Annotated in this window: 13 protein-coding genes; 6 read left to right on the forward strand and 7 right to left on the reverse strand. The window is 62.7% G+C overall.

The window, feature by feature from the left end; genetic code table 11:
• Positions 1-501 precede the first annotated feature (501 nt).
• From dnaA to QTL96_RS17100, 3 genes are all read left to right on the forward strand, one after another.
• Positions 502-2,052, forward strand: a complete 1,551-nt coding sequence (dnaA, locus tag QTL96_RS17090; RefSeq protein WP_289728532.1) for a chromosomal replication initiator protein DnaA — start codon at positions 502-504, stop codon at positions 2,050-2,052.
• A 133-nt stretch (positions 2,053-2,185) separates the two neighbouring features.
• Positions 2,186-3,268, forward strand: a complete 1,083-nt coding sequence (locus tag QTL96_RS17095; RefSeq protein WP_113239289.1) for a saccharopine dehydrogenase C-terminal domain-containing protein — start codon at positions 2,186-2,188, stop codon at positions 3,266-3,268.
• Between the two features lie 105 nt (positions 3,269-3,373).
• Entirely contained in the window at positions 3,374-4,129 is a 756-nt protein-coding gene (locus QTL96_RS17100; protein ID WP_289728533.1) for a glycoside hydrolase family 16 protein, read from the forward strand.
• 45 nt (positions 4,130-4,174) lie between these two features.
• Here the strand turns inward: QTL96_RS17100 and fhuF are convergent, their stop codons facing one another.
• Both fhuF and gcvA read right to left on the reverse strand, forming a co-directional pair.
• Entirely contained in the window at positions 4,175-4,939 is a 765-nt protein-coding gene (fhuF, locus tag QTL96_RS17105) for a siderophore-iron reductase FhuF (RefSeq protein ID WP_289728534.1), read from the reverse strand.
• Between the two features lie 136 nt (positions 4,940-5,075).
• Positions 5,076-5,960 (reverse strand): transcriptional regulator GcvA, encoded by an 885-nt coding sequence (gcvA, locus tag QTL96_RS17110; protein ID WP_289728535.1) that lies wholly within the window; start codon positions 5,958-5,960, stop codon positions 5,076-5,078.
• Between the two features lie 213 nt (positions 5,961-6,173).
• Between gcvA and QTL96_RS17115 the strand changes: the two genes are divergently transcribed.
• Positions 6,174-7,091, forward strand: a complete 918-nt coding sequence (locus tag QTL96_RS17115; RefSeq protein ID WP_289728536.1) for a DMT family transporter — start codon at positions 6,174-6,176, stop codon at positions 7,089-7,091.
• Between the two features lie 208 nt (positions 7,092-7,299).
• On the opposite strand, the gene hemW is transcribed toward QTL96_RS17115, so the two are convergent.
• The 4 genes from hemW to rph form a co-directional block, all read right to left on the reverse strand.
• Positions 7,300-8,502 (reverse strand): radical SAM family heme chaperone HemW, encoded by a 1,203-nt coding sequence (gene hemW / locus QTL96_RS17120; RefSeq protein ID WP_289728537.1) that lies wholly within the window; start codon positions 8,500-8,502, stop codon positions 7,300-7,302.
• Positions 8,503-8,512: 10 nt separating this feature from the next.
• The gene (gene rdgB, locus QTL96_RS17125) at positions 8,513-9,157 is read right to left on the reverse strand and encodes an RdgB/HAM1 family non-canonical purine NTP pyrophosphatase (RefSeq protein ID WP_112983060.1); all 645 of its coding nucleotides are present in this window, start codon (positions 9,155-9,157) and stop codon (positions 8,513-8,515) included.
• 10 nt (positions 9,158-9,167) lie between these two features.
• The gene (locus QTL96_RS17130; RefSeq protein ID WP_289728538.1) at positions 9,168-9,572 is read right to left on the reverse strand and encodes a VOC family protein; all 405 of its coding nucleotides are present in this window, start codon (positions 9,570-9,572) and stop codon (positions 9,168-9,170) included.
• Between the two features lie 181 nt (positions 9,573-9,753).
• On the reverse strand, positions 9,754-10,470 hold the full coding sequence (gene rph / locus QTL96_RS17135; RefSeq protein WP_018898171.1) for a ribonuclease PH: 717 nt from the start codon (positions 10,468-10,470) through the stop codon (positions 9,754-9,756).
• Between the two features lie 183 nt (positions 10,471-10,653).
• Between rph and hrcA the strand changes: the two genes are divergently transcribed.
• On the forward strand, positions 10,654-11,742 hold the full coding sequence (hrcA, locus tag QTL96_RS17140) for a heat-inducible transcriptional repressor HrcA (RefSeq protein WP_018898172.1): 1,089 nt from the start codon (positions 10,654-10,656) through the stop codon (positions 11,740-11,742).
• Positions 11,743-11,744: 2 nt separating this feature from the next.
• On the opposite strand, the gene QTL96_RS17145 is transcribed toward hrcA, so the two are convergent.
• Positions 11,745-12,179 carry a GFA family protein gene (locus QTL96_RS17145; RefSeq protein WP_111561566.1) on the reverse strand — a complete coding sequence of 145 codons (435 nt, stop codon included), beginning with the start codon at positions 12,177-12,179 and terminating at the stop codon, positions 11,745-11,747.
• 219 nt (positions 12,180-12,398) lie between these two features.
• Here QTL96_RS17145 and grpE point away from each other — a divergent pair, with 219 nt between their 5' ends.
• Entirely contained in the window at positions 12,399-13,019 is a 621-nt protein-coding gene (gene grpE / locus QTL96_RS17150; protein WP_018898174.1) for a nucleotide exchange factor GrpE, read from the forward strand.
• The last annotated feature ends 3 nt before the right edge of the window (positions 13,020-13,022 follow it).

The raw sequence follows: 13,022 nt of genomic DNA on the forward strand, positions 1-13,022 counted from the left end.
GAAATATGCCCGTTGATCTCGACCCCCGATCCTGCCTAAATGCCTCCCAACAAGGGGCTCGGACATCACCTGTTTTAAGGCTTGGTCTGAAACTGCCACGTCGGCAGGACGATGCTTTAGTGTCTTTTGTTGCGGAAGTTTCGACCTCCGGATTTTCACGCACTGATGCAGATTGGACCGCGGCTATGGCTGCCGCGGAACGGGATCATCTGTGCGCCATTTTTGAGGGCTGCACGCAGCGCGTGCGATCCTAATGAAGAGAAAAAGCATACGCAGGCAGGCTGGTGTTCGTCGGACGAGGAGCGGGCACCTAGGAGACAAGAAGCAATAAGACCGCATGAAGCGGTTGGCTTCGCCTCCAACAGTCGCCTCTCGTTAAGAGGCACGCGTTTGAGTGAACCGGCCGACGGCAGAGCATGAGGGTGATGCTGTCAGGTCATAAGCGGGGAAATGATCGGGCGACCAGGATTAGGTCGGCCGATGGAACTATAAGGCGGCAAGATGCACATGAATTCGATGGCGGCGAGTGCTTTGGACAACTCGGACAAGGTATCTCAGACGTTAGGCTCTATTTGCCCAGACGCGGCGGGGGAAAAGGGAGACATGAAGAATGATGGCATACTTTTTGAACGAGCAAGTGCACGCCTGAAGGCGCAGGTCGGTCCGGATGTCTACGCAAGCTGGTTTGCACGACTGAAGCTCCATTCCGTCTCCAAGAGTGTCGTACGGCTGACGGTCCCAACAACTTTTTTGAAGTCCTGGATCAACAATCGCTACCTCGACCTGATCACCGGCATCTTCCAGGCGGAAGACGCTGAAATCCTGAAGGTCGAAATCCTGGTTCGCACGGCAGCGCGCGCAACCAGCAAGCCGGAAGAAACGGCGACCCAGGAGCCGGTATCATCCGTCGCGCCGATCCGTCGCCCGGTCGCTCAGCAGGCCGGCCAGATCGTCCAGCAGGCTGTTTCGGCAGCGTCTGCGGCGCGTCCGGCGACCTCTGGCCAGCCGCTCTTCGGCTCGCCGCTCGATAACCGCTTCACCTTCGACACCTTCGTCGAAGGCAGCTCCAACCGCGTCGCTCTCGCGGCTGCAAAGACCATTGCCGAAGCCGGTCAGGGCGCAGTGCGCTTCAACCCGCTCTTCGTTCATTCCACGGTCGGTCTCGGCAAGACCCATCTGCTGCAGGCGATCGCCAATGCAGCCGTACAGAACCCGCGCCAGCTGCGCGTCGTCTACCTGACGGCGGAATACTTCATGTGGCGTTTCGCAACCGCGATCCGCGACAATGATGCGCTGACGCTGAAGGACTCGCTTCGCAACATCGACCTTCTGATCATCGACGACATGCAGTTCCTGCAGGGCAAGATGATCCAGCACGAGTTCTGCCATCTCTTGAACATGCTGCTCGACAGTGCCAAGCAGGTCGTCGTCGCAGCCGACCGTGCGCCCTGGGAGCTGGAATCGCTCGACCCGCGCGTTCGTTCGCGTCTGCAGGGTGGCGTGGCGATCGAGCTTGACGGCCCGGATTACGAGATGCGTCTCGAAATCCTCCAGCGTCGTCTTGAGGTCGCCCGTGGCGAAGACCCGTCGCTGGAAATGTCGACCGAGCTGCTCAACCACGTTGCCCGCAGCATCACCGCCAGCGGCCGCGAACTGGAAGGCGCCTTCAACCAGCTGCTCTTCCGTCGCTCCTTCGAGCCGAACCTGACGGTCGAGCGCGTGGACGAGCTTCTCGCCCACCTGGTCGGCTCCGGCGAGCCGCGCCGCGTGCGTATCGAGGATATCCAGCGCATCGTCGCACGTCACTACAACGTGTCGCGCCAGGAGCTGGTCTCGAACCGCCGCACGCGCGTCATCGTCAAGCCGCGCCAGATCGCCATGTATCTGGCCAAGACCCTGACCCCGCGCTCCTTCCCAGAGATCGGTCGTCGCTTCGGCGGACGTGACCACACGACGGTTCTGCACGCCGTGCGCAAGATCGAGGAGCTGATTTCAGGTGATAGCAAGCTGTCGCACGAGATCGAGCTGCTGAAGCGCCTGATCAACGAATAGTCGCGATCATGGCATCGAAATTAAGCGGCCGGGAGCGATCCCGGCCGTTTCCTTTTATGCGCTGTTTATTTTATACAGCCCTTTCAAGCATACGCGCGGCGGGAGGAAAACGCTGCGCCTTGGGAGGATATAAATGAGCTTTACGAAAATCGCCGTACTCGGTCTGGGCAAGGTCGGGCGGCTGGCCGCCACGCTTTTGCATGAGGGCGGCTTCGAGGTCACGGGTGTGGACGCGCAACTGCCTGTAGGCGAGGTGCCGTTCAAGTGCCATAGCGGCGATATCTCCGACCCCGCCGTCATCGGTGAATTGCTTTCGGGTGTCGATGCGGTGCTGTCGTGCCTGCCCTATCACCTGAACATCGAGCTGGCGCGCGCCGCCCATGCAGCCGGCATCCATTATTTCGATCTGACGGAAGATGTGCCCACCACCAACTTCATCATCGAGCTGTCGAAGACCGCGCGTGGCCTGATGGCGCCGCAATGCGGCCTTGCCCCGGGCTTTGTCGGCATCGTCGGCTCGAGCCTTGCCGATGGCTTCGACCGCTGCCGCTCGATCCGCATGCGCGTCGGCGCCCTGCCGCAAAATCCGACCGGCCTCCTGGGCTATGCCTTCAACTGGTCGCCGGAGGGCGTCGTCAACGAGTATCTGAACGATTGCGAAGTGATCGAAGGCGGCGTGCGCAAGCTGGTGTCGCCGATGGAGTGGCTGGAGACCATCTACGTCGAGGGCGTCAAGCTTGAGGCATTCACGACCTCGGGTGGTCTCGGCACCATGTGCGACACGCTGCTCGGCAAGGTCGAGAACCTCGACTACAAGACCATGCGCTATCCCGGCCACATGGACCTGATGAACTTCTTCTTCCACGAGCTTCTGATGCGCGACAAGCGCAAGCTCGCCGGCGAAATCCTGACGGAAGCCAAGCCGCCAGTCGATGACGATGTCGTCTACGTGCATGTCGCCGCCGAAGGCACCGAGCGTGGCAGCCTGCGTCGCAAGGAATTCGTGCGCGCCTATTACCCGATCGAGATATCAGGCGCCCGCCGCACGGCGATCGCCTGGACAACCTCGGCATCGGTCGTTGCCGTCATCGAGATGGTGCGCGACGGCCTGCTGCCCGCAACCGGCTTCCTGCACCAGGAGCACATTCCGCTCGACATGTTCCTGAAGACCCCGACCGGCAGCCTCTTCAAGACGGGTGCGTCCCGCAGAGCCTGATCGCTGCTCGCATCATCGCCAGACGGCCGGGGCAATCCCGGCCGTTTGCTTTTGGCGCGCGCCTCTGCATAGTCGGCAGTAGACGATTGAGGCGCGGAGCTGATCATGCCGGCATTGCTTTTTTCCGACGACTTCGATGCGCCCGAGCTGAACGGCGAAAACTGGCTGCCCTGCTATCTCCCGCATTGGAGTTCATGGGAACGGTCGCAGGCGCGCTACAAGATCCGCGATGGCTACCTCCGGCTGGTGGTCGAAGACGACCAGCAGCCCTGGTGCCCGGAATTCGATGGCGGCGTCAGGGTCTCCAATCTGCAGACGGGCCATTGGTCCGGCCCGGTCGGCAGCCGCGCCGGCCAGCATCGGTTCAATCAGGATCTCACGGTGCGCGAGGCGATCGCGCCCCGCCGCCTTTTCCTGCCACATTACTGCCGTCTGGAGATGCGCGCTCGTGCAAGCCTCAACCCATGGAACCTGGCGGCACTATGGCTGATCGGCTTCGAGGACGAGCCGCACCGCTCCGGGGAGATAACCCTCTTCGAAGTCTTCGGCGGCAATGTCGAGCCCGATGCGGTGAAGATCGGGCGCGGCATCAAGAAGATCCACGATCCGAAACTGACAACGGAGCTCGATGAGGCAAGCGTGCCGATCGCTGTTGGCGACTGGCATGTCTACGCGATGGATTGGACGCCCGAGGGGATCGATTTTCTCGTCGATGGGACGGTCGTCACACGCACCCGCCAGAGCCCCGATTATCCGATGCAGCTCATGCTGAACCTCTACGATCTGCCCGGCGACGAGGATCGCTCGCAGGCGCTCACTGCCACATTCGACATCGACTACGTCAAGGCGTGGGCCAAGTGACGCGCCGCGTCGTCATCGGTTCTGAGCTGAAGCGGCGCAATGTGTCTATTGCGGATTGCGCTGGCTGGGCAGCGCGCAGCGATTGCCGCAGCTGGCGACCCCTGGCAGCATATAGCGCAGGCAGCAGAGCTTGCGCCGCTGGATCATCTGCCCGTCTTCCTCGACCTGTCTGACGCTGCCGCACAAGGGGTTCGGCCCACCATCCGGCAGGCATCCGCGCACGAAGAGCGGCAGGTCGGGAGCGGAACGCCCACAGCCGTCGCTATCGGTCAGACGCAGCGTATAGTCGATGTAGACGGCGGCGTTGTTCCAAAGGAGCTTTGCCGAGAGCCCGCAGCGCTTCAATCGTTCGACGGCCACGTTGAGATGGCCAGCCATCAACGGCCCGACCACGGAAAATTCGTCGCCGCTCGTCTCTTCGCCGATCATGCCACGATGGGAGACGCCGAAGGCGCGCGGCAGCCCGTCCTCGGTCAGCGCGATCGTCATCTCATCGAAAGCCACCGGCAGCACCTGGCCGGCCAGGCGGCGGGCGAGCAGATAGGGAATGCTGATCCCGGCGAAATAATAGAGCGACCACATGGAGACGACGGCACGGCGATCCGTGCCCTTGGTCACCTCGGTGTACCGGTCGATTGCTCGCTCGAAACCGCCATCCTCGAAGAATGTTGCGAGGGCGACGCCACCGGCCAGCTCATCTGCCAGCATCATCTTCTCGCGGCACCAGGCGTGATCGCCGGAAAAAGCGTGCGACAAGCCAATCGGCTGCGGAAGCCCGGGCGCCGTCCGCGCGATCTGTTGAACTGCCATGACTGAGGTTCGGCCTTGCCCGTATGCGTCTTAATCCTGACTATGATAATCAGCAAATACGCGGCGGGAAAGTGTTTTATGAGTGCGACGGTCCACTTTTTCGGCGATTGCTGAATTAAGCGCGCAGGCGCCGCGATCAGCGCTGCGCTTCGGAGAGCAGCCAGCGACGGAAGGCGGCGGCAGCCGGCCGTTCCAGCGCCTGGCCGGGATAGACGAGATGGAAGGCGAGCCGGCTGGCGACGCCGACGGGGAAGGGAGCGACGACTTGGCCGTCTTCCAGTTCAGTCGTCACGAAGGAGCGCCGCATCAGCGCGAAGCCGAGCCCCGCCTTCATCGCCTCGTAGGCGCCGTTGCCGTGCATGAAAACAGGGCCACGGGCAGCATCGGCATCGCTTGCGCCCGCCGCCTCCAGCCATAGCTGCCAGTCGTGACGGTAGACGTCGTGGATCAACTGGAACGGCGCCAGTGCATCGGGCGATGGATCCGGGCCGAGCGCATCGGCGAGCTTCGGCGTGCAGACCGGCACCAACTCGTCATCCACCAGTCGCTCGCTGACGAGGCCGTCATAGCCGCCGAGCCCATGGCGTATGGCGAGGTCTATGCCGTCGCGCTGGAAATCCATCACCCTGTGCGAGGCGCTGATGCGCACGTCGATCTCCGGGTTCAGCGCTTCGAAGCGCGAAAGCCGCGGCACCAGCCAGTAGGTCGCAAAGCCCGCGGTGCATGTGATGTTCAGCACCGTGCCGCGGTTTCGCGCCGTGATCGCCGCCGTCGCCTCGCGCACCAGCCGAAAGGCCGCCCGCAATGTCGTGAAATAGTCGGCACCCTCGGGCGTTAGCGCCAATGCGCGCGTCTTGCGCTCGAACAGGCGCACGCCGAGCGACGTCTCGAGATCGCGGATCTGCAGGCTGACGGCGCCCGGCGTCACATTGAGTTCCCGCGCCGCAAGCGTCATGCTCAAATGCCGGGCGGCGGCTTCGAAGGCGCGGAGCGCCGATAGCGATGGAAGAAAATCACTCATGCTTTAGCTCAGCTCAATCATGAAACGAAAAAGACTCGTTTGTCGCATGGCTCTGACAGCCATAGTATATGCATCAAGGCAATCATTCCAAGTCAGAGCTTGATCATAACGGATAAGAATAACTCGACAAACGATAACAAGCCGCGCAGGAATCGGGTGGCGCAGGCTAGCGCCGAGCGCTAAGCCGGCCATGCCGCAAAAGGGAGAGAAGCGATGCAGCAGAGACAGATGGGCCTTGCCGAATGGGGAATGTTGCTGGTGCTCTCGCTGCTGTGGGGCGGCTCCTTCCTTTTCAACGGCATCCTGGTGAAAACCCTGCCGCCTTTCACCATCGTCACCGGCCGCGTGCTGATCGCCGCCGTCGCGCTGAATCTGATCGTGCGCGCCACCGGCCACGCCATGCCGCGTGATGGCAAGTCTTGGGCCGCCTTCTTCGTCATGGGCCTGATCAACAACATGATCCCCTTCTGCCTCATCGTCTGGGGCCAGACCCATATTGCGAGCGGCCTCGCCTCGATCCTCAACGCCACCACGCCGCTCTTCGGCGTCGTCGTCGCGCATCTGTTGACGGCGGATGAGAAGATGACTGGCAACCGCCTGTTCGGCGTCCTCGTCGGCTTTGCCGGCGTCGCCTACATGATCGGCTTCGATGCGCTGCGCGATTTGGGAACCAATGTGCTGGCGCAGCTCGCCGTTCTCGGCGCCGCACTCTCCTACTCTTTCGCCGGTATCTACGGCCGCCGTTTCCGCCAGATGGGAATGGCACCGCTTCTCCCCGCCGCCGGCCAGGTCACCGCCTCCAGCGTGCTGATGCTCCCTATCGCCCTTATCGTCGACCACCCCTGGACGCTCGCCGCCCCCTCTATGGAGACCTGGATGGCGCTCTTCGGCCTGGCGCTGCTCTCGACAGCGGTCGCCTACGTCCTCTTCTTCCGCATCCTCGCCACGGCCGGCGCCACCAACCTCATGCTCGTCACCTTCCTCATCCCCGTCAGCGCCATCCTGCTCGGCGCCGCCATCCTGGGCGAGCAGCTGCAGGGCAAGCATCTGATCGGCATGGCGATGATTGCGATCGGCCTTGCGGCGATCGATGGACGGTTGTTTGCGCGGGTGAGGAGGAGGGTGGTGTGATTGCGGGAGTTATTTAGAAACAAGAGGATAGCATAGAGCTCGGAGCCCCCTCATCCGCCTGCCGGCACCTTCTCCCCGTTGGGGAGAAGAGACTTGGGGCTGGCCGCTCGCGCCAATCTCCCCTTCGCCCCATAGGGGAGAAGGTGGCCCGAAGGGTCGGATGAGGGGGCCTCACGCTAGGACGCTAGAGACCTCATCCACCCTCAAATCAACAAGCCAGATCAGCCACCACCGAATCCAGAATCAGCATCCCCGACTGCGTGCAGCGGATGCGCGAATTGCCGATCCGCTCGATAAACCCGTGTTCCAGTAAAAATTCTTCACGCTTCGGATCCGGATCGCGGCCCGAGAGCTGCTGCCAGCGGGCGAGGTCGACGCCTTCGGTGAGACGCAGTCCCATCAAGAGCAGTTCGTCGGCCTGTTCGTCATAACCGAGCTGTTCCTGGTCGAGCACGCCGTGGCCGTCGCGCTCCACGAGCTCGAGCCAGGCTTCCGGCTTGCGCTCGGTGGCGGTGGCGAGCTTGATGGGGCCGCGCGTCAACCGGCCATGCGCGCCGGGGCCGATGCCGGCATAGTCGCCGTAGCGCCAGTAGGTGAGGTTGTGGCGGCTCTCGGCGCCCGGGCGGGCATGGTTGGAGACCTCGTAGGCAGGCATGCCCTCGGCGGCGGTGATTTCCTGCGTTGCCTCGTAGAGCAGCGCCGACTGGTCGTCGTCAGGCACCACGAGCTTACCCATCTTGTGCAGCCCGAAGAAGGGCGTGCCCTCCTCGATCGTCAGCTGGTAGAGCGACAGGTGGTCGACCGCGTAGGAGATCGCTTCACGCAGCTCCCGCTCCCATTCCTCCACCGTCTGCTTGGGACGGGCATAGATCAGGTCGAACGACATGCGCGGAAAGATATCGCGCGCCAGCTTGATCGCTTTCAGCGCATCCTCGACATCATGCAGACGCCCGAGAAACTTCAGGTCGCGATCGTTCAGCGCCTGCACGCCGAGCGACACGCGGTTGACACCGGCGGCGCGATAGCCGCGAAAACGCTCGGCCTCGACGCTGGAGGGATTGGCCTCCATGGTGATCTCGATGCCATCGGGCATGTGCCATTCCTTGGCGATGCCGTCGAGAATGGCCGAGACCGTGGATGGGTTCATCAGCGAGGGCGTGCCGCCGCCGAGGAAGACGCTGGTCACCGTCTTTGGGCCGCTCAGCTGCCGCATCGCCGCCATCTCCTTCAGGAAGGCAGCGGTAAAGCGTTCCTGGTCCACAGGCTGGTGGCGCACATGGCTGTTGAAGTCGCAATAGGGGCACTTGGCGGCACAGAACGGCCAATGCACGTAGACGCCGAAGCCGGGCTCGCCGGTATCGGGCAAAAGAGATGCATGGCGCGTCAGGTTAGGCTGTTCCAAAGTGTCCACGATTCGGGTCTTATGCGTCCAGGCAGGTTTCGACGAAGATCTTGAAGGCGCGGGCGCGGTGCGAGAGAGCCTGAGGGTCGCCGGGCTTCCAGCCGTGCTTCTCTTCCGCGCTCATCTCTCCGAATGTGGTGTCGTAGCCCTCGGGTTGGAAGACCGGATCGTAGCCGAAGCCTTCCGTGCCGCGCGGCGGCCAGGCGACGAAGCCTTCGACTTCGCCGCGGAACATTTCCGTATGTCCGTCCGGCCATGCCAGGCAGAGCACGCTGACGAAGCGCGCGGTGCGCTGCTCCGGCGTGGTCGCGCCTTTCTCCTCAAGAGCGGTTTCGACCTTCTGCATCGCCATGGCGAAATCGCGCGTGCCGTCAGCCGTTTCCGCCCAGTTGGCGGTATAGACGCCAGGCGCCCCACCCAGCGCGTCGATTACAAGGCCGCTGTCGTCGGAGAGCGACGGCAGGCCGGAAGCCTTGGCGGAAGCCAGCGCCTTGATCGCGGCGTTTTCCTCGAAGGTCGTGCCGGTCTCATCCGGCTCCTCGAATTTCAGTTCGGCCGCCGATTTCGCCGAGAAGCCGAAAGGACCGATCAGGTCGGCGATCTCGCGTATCTTGCCGGCATTGTGGCTGGCAACGACGATGGTGCGGGTATCGAGCTTGCGCATGAGCGGTCCTTCAAAGATTCCAAAGTTTGGGTTCGGCGCATTCCAGGCTGTTGCCGTCAGGATCGCGGAAATAGATCGATCGCGCCCCGTTCGGCCAGCTAAAATCGCTTTCGATGGAAACGCCCGCTTTGTTGAGCTTTTCCGCGATCAAGTCAATCGCTTCCACACTCATCCGGAAACACGCATGCCCCGCGCCCGTCGTGCCATGCGGCGGAACCGGCAGCGCATCGGAAGAGGGCGGCTTGATCGTTTCATGGCGGTTGAAGATCAGGAGGATGCCTGGGCCGCAGCGGAAGAAGACGTGCCGGTTGTCATGGCGCAGAACCTTCTCGAGGCCGAGAACATCGCGATAGAAGCGTTCGGCGGCATCGAGGTCGTCGACATAAAGCGCGGTTTCAAGAATGCCGTCGATCATGCTGTCATTCTCCGGGGGGGGCGCCAAAGACCCTCTCTGGCCTGCCGGCCATCTCCCCCACAAGGGGGGAGAAGACCCGTGGCAACCGCCTGCCCAAATTGAACGTCGACGGGGCGTCTGGGTTAAGCCCTCCCCCTTGTGGGGAGGGTTGGGGAGGGGCCTTTACTAGGACCTCAAACCCTCAGGCAATCGCCGCCTTCTGCATCTCCACCAGCTCGGCAATACCGTTCTTGGCAAGCGCCATCAGCGCGCCGAACTCTTCTTCGCTGAACGGCGTGCCCTCGGCCGTGCCCTGGATCTCGACGATGCCGCCCGAACCCGTCATCACGAAGTTCGCATCGGTCTCGGCCGACGAGTCCTCGAGGTAATCGAGATCGATGACAGGCTGGCTGGCGAAGACGCCGCAGGAGATCGCGGCGACGTGGTCCTTCAGAACCCGCTCGACCTTGATCATGTTGCGGCTTTCCATCCACTTCAGGCAGTCGTAGAGCGCGATCCAAGCGCCGGTGATCGATGCCGTGCGGGTGCCGCCGTCGGCCTGGATCACGTCGCAGTCGAGCGTGATCTGGCGTTCGCCGAGTTCCTTGAGGTCGACCACGGCGCGCAGCGAGCGGCCGATCAGGCGCTGGATTTCCTGGGTGCGGCCGCCCTGCTTGCCGGCGGCGGCTTCGCGCTTCATGCGGTCGCCTGTTGCGCGCGGCAGCATGCCGTATTCGGCGGTGACCCAGCCCTTGCCGGTGTTGCGCAGCCATGGCGGCGTCTTTTCTTCAAGGCTCGCGGTGCAGAGCACGTGCGTGTCGCCGAACTTCACCAGACAGGAGCCTTCGGCGTGCTTGGAAAAGTTGCGCTCGAAGGTGACCTTGCGCATCTGGTCGGTTTTTCTGCCTGATGGCCGCATCCTAATTCTCCTCGGTGCACGGGGCCGGGAACGCGGGCGCGATCCCAGGCTTCATCCTATGTGCGGGTCTGTTGTTGACCGCTTCTACGATTGGCGGCGCGCATTTGCAAATTCCCTTTTGCGCGCACGGGGAGATTGGCTATATTTTGCGGCATCATTATCAGCATGGGTGCGCAAGGCTTAATGGAATTCAGGTCGTCGACGATTTCGGACGCCGTTGCCGCGCTGGACGAACGCTCCAAGGAAATCTTCCGTCGTATCGTCGAGGGCTATCTGGAGACGGGCGAGCCGCTGGGCTCGCGCAATCTCTCGCGCATCCTGCCGATGTCGCTGTCGCCGGCCTCGGTGCGCAACGTCATGAGCGATCTGGAAGAGCTCGGCCTCGTCTATTCCCCGCATGTCAGCGCCGGCCGCCTGCCCACACAGGTGGGCCTGCGCTTCTTCGTCGATGCCTTCATGCAGGTCGGCGATCTCTCCGCCGAGGACCGCGCCAATATCGACCGGCAAGTGCGGGCGGAAAGCCGCGATGGCCCGATGGAGGCGATGATGAACGAAGCAAGCCGCATGCTGTCAGGCATGTCGCGCGGCGCCGGTCTCGTCATCACGTCCAAGAGCGATCCCGTGCTAAAGCACGTCGAGTTCATCCGCCTGGAGCCCACCAAGGCGCTGGCCGTTCTCGTCGGCGATCACGATCAGGTCGAAAACCGCATCATCGAACTCCCCGCCGGCGTCACCTCCTCGCAGCTCACCGAAGCCGCGAACTTCCTCAACGCCCACATGACCGGCCAGACGCTGCCCGAACTGCGCAGCCAGCTCGGTCGCTTGAAGGCCGATGTGCGCCACGAGCTCGACGCGCTGTCGCAGGATCTGGTAGAGCGCGGCATCGCCGTCTGGTCCGGCAGCGCGGACGAAGGCAAGCCGGCGCAGCTCATCATCCGCGGCCGCGCCAATCTGTTGGAGGGGCTGGGCAATCCGGATGATCTCGATCGCCTGCGCATGCTGTTCGATGATCTTGAGAAGAAGGACAGCCTGCTGGAGCTGCTGAACCTTGCCGAAAGCGGCCCTGGCGTGCGCATCTTCATAGGCTCGGAAAACAAGCTCTTCTCGCTTTCCGGCTCTTCGCTGATCGTCGCACCCTACCGCGATGAAGACGACCGCATCGTCGGCGCCGTCGGCGTCATCGGCCCGACGCGGCTCAACTATTCGCGCATCGTGCCGATGGTCGATTACACCGCCCAGCTCATGGCAAGGCTCTCGCGCCCATCCAAATAGCGCTATTCAGGCAGCTGCACCCCGGAACCGCCCATTTCCGAAGGCATGTCCTTGAACTTCGGCAACCCGTCCTTCACGTGCAGGATGGTGTCCTCGTAGTTCACATGCATGGTCGGCTTGTAATCGAGATCGGGGATCACAGGCGCATAGACGTCGGTCACGCCCCAGAGCGGGTGCTCGCTATAGAGATGCCCGCCGCAGGTGTCGCAGAACTTGCGCACGCTGTAATCGGTCTTCTGGAAGCTCTCGACATGCTCGCCACCCTTGGTGACCCGAACCGCCTGCGGCTGCCACAGCGTGAAGGTGTTGATCGGCCCGGCCGACCAGTGCTGGCAGGAGCGACAATGGCAATAGCCCATCGCGACAGGCGTGCCGGTCACGGTCAGTTCCACGGCACCGCAAAAGCATTTCCCGACATAGACGTTTTCGTCGGCCATCTCAGCACCTCCCAGGTTGAGAGATGAGTGTCGCACCGTATTAGGTTTTGCGAAAGTAAGAATGACATGTGGCTGCCGCCTCGCTGTCGCTTTCATATGCGGTCGTCACGGGCCGAACATGCCTGTGTTTCCGACCTTCTTCGTCACGCAGACTTGATTTTTGATGTTCAAAGTTCGATATCGGGCTCATCCAAAAGCCACCAATGACCGGAGAACGTCATGACTGACGAGACGACGAAGAACGGACCTGACGCAGCCGCGGAAGAAGCCGCAGCCGACGCCGCCGCAAACGTCGAGAACGAGACCGCAGCCGAGCCCGATCCGATCGAGCTCCTGAAGGCTGAGAATGCCGAGCTGCGCGACCGCTATCTGCGCCTCGCCGCAGACATGGACAATCTGCGTCGCCGCACCGAGCGCGAAGTCAAGGACGCCAAGTCCTATTCCGCAGCCGGCTTCGCCCGCGACATGCTGGCTGTCTCCGACAACTTGCGCCGCGCGCTCGACGCTATCCCGGAAGAGGCCCGCGCCGGCGCCGATGCCGGCCTGACGACGCTGATCGAAGGTGTCGAGATGACCGAGCGCTCGATGCTGTCGACGCTGGAGCGCCACGGCGTGCGCAAGCTGGAGCCAGTCGGCCAGAAGTTCGACCCGAACTTCCACCAGGCGATGTTCGAAGTGCCGAACCCCGACGTGCCCAACAACACCGTCGTCCAGGTCGTCCAGGCCGGCTATTCCATCGGCGAACGCGTCCTGCGCCCCGCCATGGTCGGCGTCGCCAAGGGCGGCCCGAAGATCGTCGAAGCCGAAACCAACTCGGTCTTCGACCAGAAGGATGCCTGATCC

The sequence above is a fragment of the Rhizobium sp. S163 genome (assembly GCF_030380805.1).
Taxonomy (GTDB): Bacteria; Pseudomonadota; Alphaproteobacteria; order Rhizobiales; family Rhizobiaceae; genus Rhizobium.